12 protein-coding genes are annotated in these 11721 nt (G+C 36.9%); 2 read left to right on the forward strand and 10 right to left on the reverse strand.

Annotated features, from left to right (window positions below):
* The coding region (locus Q0L29_RS17215) for a hypothetical protein (protein WP_296623688.1) at positions 1-188 on the forward strand (188 nt) is incomplete at its 5' end.
* A gap of 345 nt (positions 189-533) precedes the next feature.
* Here the strand turns inward: Q0L29_RS17215 and Q0L29_RS17220 are convergent.
* The 8 genes from Q0L29_RS17220 to Q0L29_RS17255 all read right to left on the reverse strand — a co-directional run bounded on the left by Q0L29_RS17220 (position 534) and on the right by Q0L29_RS17255 (position 7298).
* Positions 534-1667, reverse strand: coding sequence for a glycosyltransferase family 4 protein (locus Q0L29_RS17220; protein ID WP_296623690.1), 1134 nt, complete (start codon positions 1665-1667; stop codon positions 534-536).
* A 255-nt stretch (positions 1668-1922) separates the two neighbouring features.
* Complete coding sequence (locus Q0L29_RS17225; RefSeq protein WP_296623693.1) at positions 1923-2921, reverse strand: polysaccharide deacetylase family protein; 999 nt, start codon at positions 2919-2921, stop codon at positions 1923-1925.
* A 229-nt stretch (positions 2922-3150) separates the two neighbouring features.
* Complete coding sequence (locus Q0L29_RS17230; RefSeq protein WP_296623695.1) at positions 3151-4098, reverse strand: GNAT family N-acetyltransferase; 948 nt, start codon at positions 4096-4098, stop codon at positions 3151-3153.
* Positions 4099-4296: 198 nt separating this feature from the next.
* The gene (locus tag Q0L29_RS17235; protein WP_296623697.1) at positions 4297-4677 is read right to left on the reverse strand and encodes a GxxExxY protein; all 381 of its coding nucleotides are present in this window, start codon (positions 4675-4677) and stop codon (positions 4297-4299) included.
* 120 nt (positions 4678-4797) lie between these two features.
* Positions 4798-6015: a glycosyltransferase gene (locus Q0L29_RS17240; protein WP_296623699.1), complete on the reverse strand. Its 1218-nt coding sequence runs from the start codon at positions 6013-6015 to the stop codon at positions 4798-4800.
* 354 nt (positions 6016-6369) lie between these two features.
* A complete protein-coding gene (locus Q0L29_RS17245; RefSeq protein WP_296623701.1) occupies positions 6370-6606 on the reverse strand; it encodes a hypothetical protein in 237 nt (78 codons plus the stop codon).
* A gap of 249 nt (positions 6607-6855) precedes the next feature.
* Positions 6856-7092: a hypothetical protein gene (locus Q0L29_RS17250; RefSeq protein ID WP_296623702.1), complete on the reverse strand. Its 237-nt coding sequence runs from the start codon at positions 7090-7092 to the stop codon at positions 6856-6858.
* A complete protein-coding gene (locus Q0L29_RS17255) occupies positions 7089-7298 on the reverse strand; it encodes a hypothetical protein (RefSeq protein ID WP_296623704.1) in 210 nt (69 codons plus the stop codon). The genes Q0L29_RS17250 and Q0L29_RS17255 overlap by 4 nt, the downstream gene beginning before the upstream one ends.
* A gap of 606 nt (positions 7299-7904) precedes the next feature.
* Here Q0L29_RS17255 and Q0L29_RS17260 point away from each other — a divergent pair.
* Positions 7905-9167 carry a hypothetical protein gene (locus tag Q0L29_RS17260; protein WP_296623705.1) on the forward strand — a complete coding sequence of 421 codons (1263 nt, stop codon included), beginning with the start codon at positions 7905-7907 and terminating at the stop codon, positions 9165-9167.
* A 217-nt stretch (positions 9168-9384) separates the two neighbouring features.
* Here Q0L29_RS17260 and Q0L29_RS17265 read toward each other — a convergent pair whose 3' ends face one another.
* Together Q0L29_RS17265 and Q0L29_RS17270 are read right to left on the reverse strand one after the other, a co-directional pair.
* Positions 9385-10332, reverse strand: coding sequence for an NAD-dependent epimerase/dehydratase family protein (locus Q0L29_RS17265; protein ID WP_296623706.1), 948 nt, complete (start codon positions 10330-10332; stop codon positions 9385-9387).
* A 191-nt stretch (positions 10333-10523) separates the two neighbouring features.
* Positions 10524-11669, reverse strand: a complete 1146-nt coding sequence (locus Q0L29_RS17270) for a glycosyltransferase (RefSeq protein WP_296623707.1) — start codon at positions 11667-11669, stop codon at positions 10524-10526.
* Positions 11670-11721: the final 52 nt, after the last annotated feature.

An 11721-nucleotide genomic window follows, 5' to 3' on the forward strand; every position in this document is an offset into this window, starting at 1 on the left:
CTGCTAAAAGCAGAATACATAAGCCCTATAAGGGTGACATTATTGCATTAAGGCAGGAGTTTGAAGCTATTACTAACCTAAATCCTAATATTGTTATCATAATTTTAACCCTACGGAGCAAAACAGTCTGCGAAGTCAGTACTTCAATGATATCATTAAAACTGTATTATCCTGTAAGATCACTATAATTGTAAATTTCCTATTAATAGATGTCCACCAAAGTCCAACGGGACGACACTTCGGTAACTTAGCTCATGGCACTGCATCCAAGCCCTGGAAGGGTGACATTATTGCGAAAAGTTAAAAGCTCGAAGTGGGAAGATAAGTCAGGATAGAAGGTCAGACTTTAGCCTAAGAAAATTAAATTCTTGTTTCACAACCACCCCGCCCTTCGGGCGTCCCTTCTTTTTGTAAGGAGGGAAACTGCTTCGAGCAAGCTAGGAATGTTTTGTAATTTCAGATGCTGTCGCCAGTTGGCAAAGAGCTTCCGCTAACTAGCGGATGATGGGTTTGTCTTAAATCTAGGCTCTCCCCTATACATACTCCTTCAAAATAGCCTTCCAAACTTTCTCCTGATCATATTTCTCTAAAATAGAGGCTCTGGATTTAGTTGCTAAGACCTGTCTCTTTTCCGAATTGCTTAACAACTCTTCCATAGCGGATTTGAGTTGAGCGGTATCTTTAACAGGCACTATCAAACCATTTTCATTGTGAGTAATGATTTCATTACTACCATTAATATCGGATACTATACATGGCAATTCCATAGCGGCTGCTTGCAATACCACATTTGGGAAACCTTCTCTGTAAGACGGAAATACAAAAACATCAGCTGCGGCTAAAAACGGGCGAATATCTTTTTGAAAACCTACATGAACAATGTGATCATTTGTTGAGATACCTTCTTTAATTTCAGCTTTTACGGGCTCTCTCTCATCTTCAAAAGCACCAACTAATAGAAGATAAACTTCTTCCTTTATGCCCAAAAACGCTTCCACTAATTCATGAATACCTTTGTCTTCCACTATTCTCCCTACAAAAGCAAACACTATTGCTTCTGAAGGAATACTATGCTCAGTTCTTAGATTTGAAATTATTTTTAGATCAATATTTTCCTTGGCAAAATATTCAGTATTAATTCCATTTGAACTCCCCTCTCCTTTAATCTTAAACTTCCTTTCATAAGCAGGGAATTCCTCAATCATATAGTCTTTGAGTTTATAGGAATTGGGATAAACTTTATGTGCACAGAAATAAGTAACTTTTTCAGTAATCTTTAAAATGATTTTAGTCAAACCAGTAGCTTCCATTAGCGGCATGCCTGCTACGGTATGCATCCTAAGCTTAACACCTGTGAAATTAGCTGCCATCATGCCCAATAGCCCTGCTTTTGGAGTGTGGGTGTGGACTATATCCGGCTTTTCTTTCTGAATTAATCGAATGAGTTGCCAAAGCGCTTTTAGGTCTTTAAATGGACTTAAAGTACGTGTAAAATCGATAGGAAAATGTTTAACGCCTTCCCTTTCTACTACTTCTTTAACTTCCGGACCATCAGCACTGGCGGTAATTACTTCATAGCCGTTTTCCTGCATATACTTCAGTTGTCCTTTCAATAGGATATTTAAGGATATTGGGACTGTAGTAATGCGGAGGATTTTCTTTTTCAAGTGCAGAGGTGTTGAGGTTTTGATGTTTTTAAGTTTTATTCTGCTAAGATGCTAATTTTTGATTTCTATAGAAACTATAATTAAATGAAAAGCATTTTTAAAACGACCAAAGGTCGTGATTGAACCGCAAAGACGCCAAGACGCAAAGAGCTATACTTAAGAATTAGTAATTTGATAATAATAAATTCTAGTCTTAGCATCCGATTCATGTTTAACTGTAAATAATAACTTTTATTTTCCTTTGCGCCTTTGCGGTTAGTCCACAGCCTTAGGCTGTAAAAGCTCCAAAATCTCCCCCATATTCAAACTCTCCATGCCGTATTCTTTCTGCAAAAAGCTATAATGACTTAAGATCTCTTTCAATCCAGCCATATTCTCCTCAGAATGATTCCCGAAATTATGCGGATGCCACCACAAATGATAAAACTCTCCATTTTGAGCGGCAAGGGTCATTTCCTTTTTAATCCTGTTGATTTTCTTTTGGTTCAAGAATGATTCCTTTGGATTATAAGGTCTCAGTAAGCGACTTGCTGGCAGCAAATAAACACCTTCCTGCTTTTTGATGGCATCTATTCCATAGGAAGTCTTGCCTCCAATATTGAAATAAGCATCTAAGCCACGGTTTAAGCGTTTCCATTTAGATTCATTTAAAGCTCCATCTGCTGTATTCCACCACCAATCAACAGGGTTTGAGCGTATAATTCCAATTCCATTATCTTTACAAACTTTCAAATAAGCTGCATTAAATTGATTTCGAGGAAATACTAAAGATTTCAATGACTTTCCGTATTTCTGAGCAGCTTTCTGGATAGCTTTTGAATCTGCATCAAATTGCTCGGTGCTTTGTCCTGCTTCATTGCAGTAATAGTGGGCAAAACTATGAGATGAAAGCTCCTGCCCTTTTCTTTTGACAATTTCTCCAATTAAGGAATCGGCATAATGGAAAGGATCTTCTTTTTCATTTTCGCCTATACCAGTATTTTGCATAAAATGATAAGCTGAAAGCGCTTCTTGAGCATAATTTGGTTTCAGTTCCGGACTATTTTCTTCTATTTCTGTTTTATTATGGTGCATTAGCAAACCAACCGTAGCCCAGCTCACATGCACTTCATGTTGCTCAAATAAACCCAAAAGCTGTGGAATGAGCTTACGGGTATTTAGAAAATACTGCTTTTTTGCTTCATCTAAGGGCCATTTTTCAAATCCGCCCCAATGCAGTTCAAAGTCTAGTGATATGGTGAATACTGATTTCAAATAGTTCTTTTACTACAAATCTATTAATTATTACCAGCAAAGCTGGTTTTTTGAACCACAAAGTCACAAAGAAATAAATTAGGAATTATGAATTTTGAAATTACGAATTGATATGTCATTACTAGCTTTTTAAAAATGAAAATACAGAACCGTAGCCATTTTAATATTTTTTCTTTGTGAAAACTTAGTGTCTTCGTGTCTTTGTGGTTAACCCTACAGCCTATGGCTGTCAAAACACCTCCAGGTCACCCAAAGCAGGATGCCAATTATTAAATCCCTGAAATTCAGTCAAATCTTTTTCTGCCAAGGTTCTTATAGTCACATCAGGGCCCAAGTTTTTGTTTTGCTTTAAGATTCCAGGTAGCTTTATTGGCTCGAAACCGCTGATGCTCATATAATCAAAATCGTTTTGATAGTATACTTCATCTAAGAGTTGTTCTATATCCTGTTTTTGACCAAATACATCACAAATTCTCAGCTCTACTCCTAGCCCTCCAGCTTTTAATCGAAAAATCACGCAGGCATTATCATTGAAATGCGCATAATATGGTATGATCGGAACTTCTTCATATCGCCATTTCAGATAGTTCAAACTGTAGGCCGTACCCCAAACAGTACTTTCTTTAAAATTAAATTGAAATTGATTCAAGGCTTTTTGCAGATCATATTCAGCCCCATTTGGCAGTTCTAAAAAACTTGTTTCGTTCTTTCCTTTTAGCTTTGCAATGGCAATTTTGATAGGTTTTTTAATGCTTATTTGAATAGGGAGTTTACCTGCTTCCTCCCAGCCCATTTTTAAATAACCTGGCTTACTTTGATTATTGGGGGTGTTAAATACCAGATGAACTCCGTCTTTTTCACATTGCTCCAGCAAACCTAGAGTCAATTTTTTGAATATTCCTTTGCCTTGATGCGCAGGATCTGTAGCAGTATCTACTGCTCTAATTGCTTTAAAGATTTGCCCTTCCTTTTCCCAATTCCATTGCATAAAAGCCCGCACTCCAATCAGCTTCCCTTCTTCCTCTGCGACCCAAACGGGTGAAGCACCAAAAGGATTATTGATGTGTTTCCATTGCCAATAGGCTTCAGATTTAGGCATAAGCGATTCGCCCAGACTGGATTTCAGTAGCTGGACGATGTTGGTAACGTCTGATTTTTTAGCAGGGCGTATGTTCATTTCTCTCTAGTAAGCAGCAAAGCTGCAGTATAACCACAAAGACACAAAGGCACAAAGTTTATTTTTAAAGAATCTATTAATTCTCATGCAATTATTCCATTAAAAAAAGTCTAAAGCTCTTGGTAGCATTTGGTAACCAGAATCTTTTTTTCTTAGTGCCTTCGTGTCTTTGTGGTTCAATCCAGCCTTTGGCTGTTTTTATAAATAACCATTGATGACTCTTTTGATCCCATCTTTGATCAGTGGGACATTAAAGTTCATTAATAAGCCTAATTTGTTATTGGTAAGTTTTAAATAAGTTAATAACTGTGCTTTATGGATAGGCATAAAAGAATCAACACATTTTATTTCAATTATTAGCTTATCTTCAACCAATAGGTCAATACGATAGCCTAATTCAATTTTTTTATTTTTGTAGACGACTGGTAAAACGACTTCCTTCTGTACCTTTAGACCAGCATCTGTTATTTCGGAAAACAAACATTCCTGATATACATTTTCAAGTAAACCAGCACCTAATTCTGTATGGACTTGATATGCTGCATTCACTACAATTTTAGATAATTCATTCTCGCTCATTAGAGATACAGTTTGGGTTGAAATAAATATTTCCGTAAACTTATTAATAACTTTAATCAATAAAAAAGCGGAAACTCTTAATTTTATTTCCTTTGTGCCTTCGTGTCTTTGTGGTTCAATTCAGCCTTTGGCTGTAGCTAAATAAACCTCTTCCAATTCATCCACCATCCTTTTCAAACTAAATGCCTCTTCAACCCTTTTTCTAGCATTTTTCGCCAATTCAATTCTCAATTCATCATCCCTCAGCATCTCTAATTTACCAGCCAGTTGTTCCCAGTCATCAACACCCACCATCAACCCACTTTCTCCATCTTCTACTACTTCTTTAACTCCACCAGCATCAGTTGTCACAATGGCGCATTCCATGCTCATAGCCTCAAGAAGTGCAATGGGTAAGCCCTCAAATTCTGAGCTCATCATAAAGACATCCATAATGGAGAACCAGTCTTTGGTATTAGTCTGCAGACCGGGCAGGAATAACTGCTTCTCTAAGCCTAATTCAGTTCGTAATTGCAATAATTCTGCTGCAAATGGCCCATTACCCACTATCACCCCTCTGAGGTTTGGGTTTTCTTTTGCAGCTTGATGAAATACCTTTATCCATTCCACTAAACGCTTCTGAAACCGGAAAACCGCAATCGTGCCCACAATCTGAAGATCATGGTTATCTCTTTTGTGTGAGATTAGCTTTTGTAAAACCTCTTTTCCATTGTCAAAAGGCAATTCCTCGGAAGCCTCTTGATTCGCTCGAAAAGTGATAGCCGTTGACTCCTCAGCTAGCGCTTCTACTTCCTCAGCAGTTTGATCTAAAGACTTTCGTTGAAAGTAATCAGTATTTACTCCATTGAGTACCGTTTGGACAGGCACTTTGGGATTTATATTCTGCTTAATAGAAGTTTCCACATCACTACTTACGGCAATAGCTTTAGATTGCCAGTTGAACGTCCATTTATTGAGGTAAAACGTAGCTTTATGATAGCGTTCTTGTTTATTATGCTCAGTATAAACAAGTGGAATCTTATTACTTTTATGCAGAAAACGAGCTAAAAAGCCGGCCCAGGGCAAATGCGCATGAATCAAATCGATCTTATGTTGTTGTACATAGCGATCCACCTTATCAATCTGCCGCATCAACTGCATATTGTTTTTAGCTGCAAAGCAAGTGACTGTCCCGCCAGCACTTTCCAAAGCCTCTACCATCTGGTCTTTCCAGGGCAGGAAATAGATATAATGGAATTCAAATCGCTCTTGATCGTGAAGCTTCAAGGTTTCAGGTAAAAGCATCTCTGCCCCACCTCTACCAAGGGATTTTATAATGTGAAGAACTTTTATTTTCATTGCAATTGCGACTTAAACCGCAAAGCTAAAGCTTTTTTTGAACCACAAAGACACTAAGTCACAAAGAAAAATTTAACCACAAAAGATAAAAAAAAGAAAACAACCTGTCCCGACCACTCGGGAATGTTTATCAGCTAAAGCTGATTGCCGGAACCACAAAGGCACAAAGACACTAAGGGATTTCAGAAAAGCTGAAACACATTTAATTTTTACATTAAGATGCCGTAATAAATTATGCGGTTAGTTCCAGAGCTTTATCTCTTTTTTTATTATTTTTCTTTGCGCCCCTGTCTGCCGTCAGGCAAGTTGGCGTCTTAGCGGTTAGTCACAGCCTTTGGCTCTCATCAAGATAGATTACTTTTTTTTAGCTAAATATTGTAATAAATATTCCACTACCCATTCAGGGGCATTTTTGTTGTGGAAAATTAATTGCATATCCTTCTTCTCCAAAATTACAGAATTTTTGAAGGAAGTACTGTCAATTACATAGGCTCGATCAGCTATTGAGAAAGCTGATTTTAAAAGAGCTAAACTTTTATAGTAACGGTCTATTATTTTTTGATTATCAACATCATGACCTCCTTTTTTCACTCTTTTTAGCACTCTTTACACGTTGATTTGAGGGTCTATACCCCTCATCCGCTAACCAGCGGAAGCTCCCCTAAAACAGGGGAGCATCAGTGCGTGCAAAATATCCATAGGTTTAATCTCTTAAAATGTTTGTTTTTAAACACCAAGACAATAAGGATGAAAATTGAAATATAGATTATTTCTTTGCTCGAAGCAGCTCCCCTCCTTAAAAAAGGAGGGGTGTCCGAAGGACGGGGTGGTTGTAAATAATTAAGTACTTCTCCCTAGGTTTTCAAAATAATTCTCTATTTTTTGGGCAACTGTTTTTGGAAGGTAAGACGATATTTCTAGAGAGTTATTCTTTCTTAAATCAACCTCTATTACATCAGCATTAATAAAATATCCTATGCTAAATTGTGAATTTATCTCTTCTATTAGAGTAGATTTACCAGAACCATTTGGACCGGCAAATAATCTGAATTTTGGTTGCTTATCTTTGATACTCAAATACTAAAATCTTCAATATTCAGTTCTTTATAACCAAACTCCGCTTTTTTTAACCGCTCTGTTCTACCATCAGGATAAATTTTTACAACGTACCCATCTCTTACAGTAATTCTGGCTAATTTATGAAGCTCCATGTCTTCTTTATTAATAGCCTTATAAGCCTTACTAATATTGCGTTTAAGTGCTTCTGTTGTTAATTTTTTCATGTGTATAGGTTTATTTTAAACGGTCACATGGAATCTTTGATAAAAATTCAGCTTTGTGATGTTAAATATTCAAAGCTGAATTTTTATGTCGATTTCATAATAATGTGTTCTTACTTGATGTATTAACAATTATATTTCAAATATAGTTTTTCAATCTGGATTATCAAGATGTTGACTACAAAGCTTTTTTTAACCACAAAGGCACAAAGACACGAAGTTGTTTTAGCTAAAGCAAAAACACAATTAATTATTACCTTAAGATGTGCAGATCAAATTGGGCGATTAGTTCCCGAGTTTCCCGATGAATACGGGACAGGTTAGCGGTTAGTCCAAGAGCTTTAGCTCTCCTTATTATTTTCCTTAGCGTCTTTGCGCCTCCCGACTTGCAGTACGGGACAGGTTATGCGGTTAGTTTTAGAGCTTTAGCTCTTCTAATTATTTTCGTTTGCGCTTTGGCGTCTCCCGACTTGCAGTGCGGGACAGGTTTGCGGTTACTAGCAGTTTTTTTCTTTGTGCCTTTGTGTCTTTGTGGTTAGTTACAGCCTTTGGCTGTTTTTATTATTTAAAAGCTTTGCTGTCTTAGCATTAAGACTGTATTTTTGTCTCATGTTATACGGCATCATCATCATTCTCCTCTCCTACTTTATCTCCATGCAGGTGATAGACCGACTGATGCCGGTCAAAAGAGGGAAAAGTTTATCCCGCATGCATCAGGAACTCGGTCTACCCAACCACAGCGCCCAAGACAATAAATTCTTAAAAAAGCTATTTTGGTATCATCTCTTTTTGTCATTGGTTTATTATGTATATGCAGTTTTCAACCCATCTGATTCTGCTTTTTACTATACAAAAGTGAGTGAATACAGAAAAGGTCCAGATTGGTTTGACTTTTATGGCACTTCTACCACTTTTATAGAATGGACTGGTTATCCCTTTATTAATTGGTTTGGATTTACCTATGAAGCCATGATGGCTTTATTTGCCTTCTTTGGCTTTTTAGGATTTATTTATTTCTATAAATTTTTTAGGGAACGTATAAATTTCAAAAGTACAATTTTCGGATTTGATATGCTACACCTCTTTTTCCTTATTCCTAACCTGCATTTTTGGTCTGGCTCTTTCGGGAAAGGTTCTTTTATATTTCTGGGAATTAGTTTACTTTTCTATGGACTCAATAATATCCCTAAAAGGTATTGGGTTTTACTCGTTGGTGCCTTAATCACATATCATATTCGGCCTCACATATTATTTGTTATTCTAGCATCTTCCTTAATAGGGTTCACTTTTAGTACCAAAGGATTAGGATACACTGTAAAATTCCTAATGATTGCAGTAGCTACTGTAGCTTTAGGGTTTATTTATCAGGATGTATTGAACTTAGTTGGACTTGAAACTGATACAATTTTCTCAGAAGGCTTAAATATGGATAATCGTGCCTCTGAATTAGCCAAAGCAACTTCCGGATTAGATATTACTACAATGACTTTACCAGAGCAGGTATTTACCTTTCTTTTCAGGCCGCTCTTTTTTGATGCTCCAGGAATGTTGGGCATCATCGTTTCTTTTGAAAATGTATTTTTATTGTTGGTAACGCTGGTGTTTATCTTTAAGGGTGGGATTTGGTATATTATCAGAGGGGACTTTGCTGTAAAAACTGCTTTCTTTAGTTTTATTACGGTTTCTATTGCACTAGCTCAGATTTCAGGAAATTTGGGGATTGCCATTAGGCAGAAAAGCCAGGTGATGATGTTGTTTCTTTTCGTGATCATTCAGATGTATGATGATAAAAAGAAGCAGGCTTTTAGGGCAAGAATGAGGGCTGCTAAAAGAAAGGCTGCAGCTGCTGAGCCGGCTAAAGCCGGTGGCTAACCACAAAGACACAAAGACACAAAGAAATTCTGCTAAAGCTGAAAAAACTAACTGCATAACTTATCCAGTACTGTATTCTAGTCATGAGGTGCCAAGACGCCAAAAAAAAAAATGGCTTAACAATTCTAGAATGATTGATTGCCATTCTCAATCTCAAATTCCTTACACTTTTAAAAAAAACTTTGTGTCTTCGTGTCTTTGTGGTTCCATCACAGCCTTAGGCTGTCTCAATCAGTTTAGCCAATCCTTCTTTTAGATTGAATTTGGGATTATAGCCTAACTCTTTCTTAATCAACTCAATATCTGCTGCGCTTTTTTTGATATCTCCTTTTCTGGCTTCTTGGTATCTTGGCTCTTTGGAGTAATTAGTTAGATTTTTTAACACATCATACAATTCATTTAGAGAAGTCGTTTGTCCGCTCCCTACATTATATAGACCGAAAGTCTTTTCAGATTGAGCTCCTCGTAATAAGGCTTGCACTACATCTCCTACAAATACAAAATCACGGATTTGCTCGCCATCACCAAAAATTTGAATATTCTCTCCTTTCTGCATTCTGCTTAAAAAAATCGAGATCACCCCGGAGTAAGGAGAATTAGCTCTTTGACCAGGGCCAAAAACATTAAAAAATCGAAAGCCCATACTCGAAATGGATTCCCATTCATAAAAGGCTTTCGCATATTGCTCATTTAGTAATTTACTCAGACCATAAGGAGATTGCGGATTCAACTGGGCTGTTTCGTAAATTGGCATTTGGTTTTGCTCGCCATAAACCGCAGAAGAAGAAGCGTAGCATATTTTCTTTACTTTTAAGCGCTTCGCCAACTCCAACATATTAATAAAACCACTTTCATTGGTTCGATGCGTTAAAAAGGGCATTTCAAAGGATTTAGGCACACTCACCACTGCTGCCAAGTGAAAAATATAGTCTAAATCGGTGATAGATTCCACTGCTGAAGGTTTAGCAACATCCTCATTGATAAATTCTACTTCTGGTAAAGCAAGGAACTCTTCAATATTGCTTAGCATCCCAGTTGCTAAATTATCGATGATGTAAAGTTTAGCAGGTTTCTGTTTGATGATTTTTTTAACAAGATGATGCCCAATAAAGCCTGCTCCACCTGTTACTAAAATATGTCTATCTTTTAAAAAACTATAATTCATTTAAATTGATTTTTAGAGCTAAAGCTCTTTTTTGAACCACAAAGACACGAAGACACAAAGGTTTCACAAAGAAAATTTTAATAAAAAAGTGGTTTTAGCGTAACGATGTATTTTTTGAACTGAATTATTAATTAACCAATTATTAATTAATAATTATTATTCTTAGTGGCTTTGTGACTTTGTGGTTAGTTCTATAGCCTTTGGCTATCAAGTATTTCTTTGTAGTAAGATGAGAATTTTTCCGCTATGACCTCATTCCTGTACTCCTTCTGCACTAATTTGTAAGCTTCTTTTACTCTTTTATTAGTTTCCTCTGGATTTTGTATCGTTTTTTTAATCTCTTCAACAAATCCTTCCTCATCTCCTTTCTTCACCAAAATACCTGTCTCTTCATTTTTCACTACTTCTCTTACTCCGCCCACATCATAGGCCACTACAGGAGTTTGGCCGTAAAAAGCTTCTAATACCACACCCGGTAAACCTTCAATTATGCTCGGCAAAACAAAGACATCAGCATTTTGGACGAATTGCATAGGATTAGTTTGAAAACCCAAGAATTCAACTGAATCAAAGATACCCAAACCTTTGGCTATCTCTTCAGTCTGTTTCCGTAAAGGACCATCTCCTATTAATTTTAGCTTTGCTTCAGGGTAATCAAGCAATAACCGCTTGAAAATATTTAATAAACCTTTATGATTCTTCTCAAAACTAAAGCCTCCCACATGCACTAGTTGTATTTCATCTTTTTTCCCGATTCTTACCTCTCGGGATCTACGCTGCGCTTCGATTTTATTTCCCGATTCGTTTGTCCCTAGACCTCCGCTTTGCTTCGACTCTATCCCTATCGGAATAACTCTAGACTTTCCTAAAGTCACTGGAAACAACTGATTCAAATCCTTCCTCGATTGCTGGCTAACAGAAGCAATGGCATCTACTTTTTTATACAAAAACCCATTTAATATTTTTACGATAGGATTTTTGATATACAAACTGACCATTGAAGCATTTCTGAAAACTATTGCTTGTTTCCAGCCAAATAATAATCGCGATAAGATCGCATATTTCAAGGTATCTCCTGCATTGGCTTGTATAAGATCAGGCTTTTCATTTTTAATCACATTAGTAAATGCTTTGAACCCACTATAATCTAACCAACGAACTTTGGCCCTTAAATTTAAATGAACTTGTTTCCCGCTAAAGCTCAACTGTCCTTCTCCTTTAAACAAGGAAACTAATATTACTTCATGGCCTTGGTCTTGCAAATGATTGCTCAGCTGGCTTGCAAACATCTCTGCACCACGTAGCTGGGGTTTTTGTATGATTTGAAGGATTTTCATGCTAATAGTTATTGAGAGCTAAAGCTCTACGGAACCGCAAAGACGCGAAGGC

The sequence above is a fragment of the Marivirga sp. genome, assembly GCF_024636815.1.
Classification (GTDB): domain Bacteria; phylum Bacteroidota; class Bacteroidia; order Cytophagales; family Cyclobacteriaceae; genus Marivirga.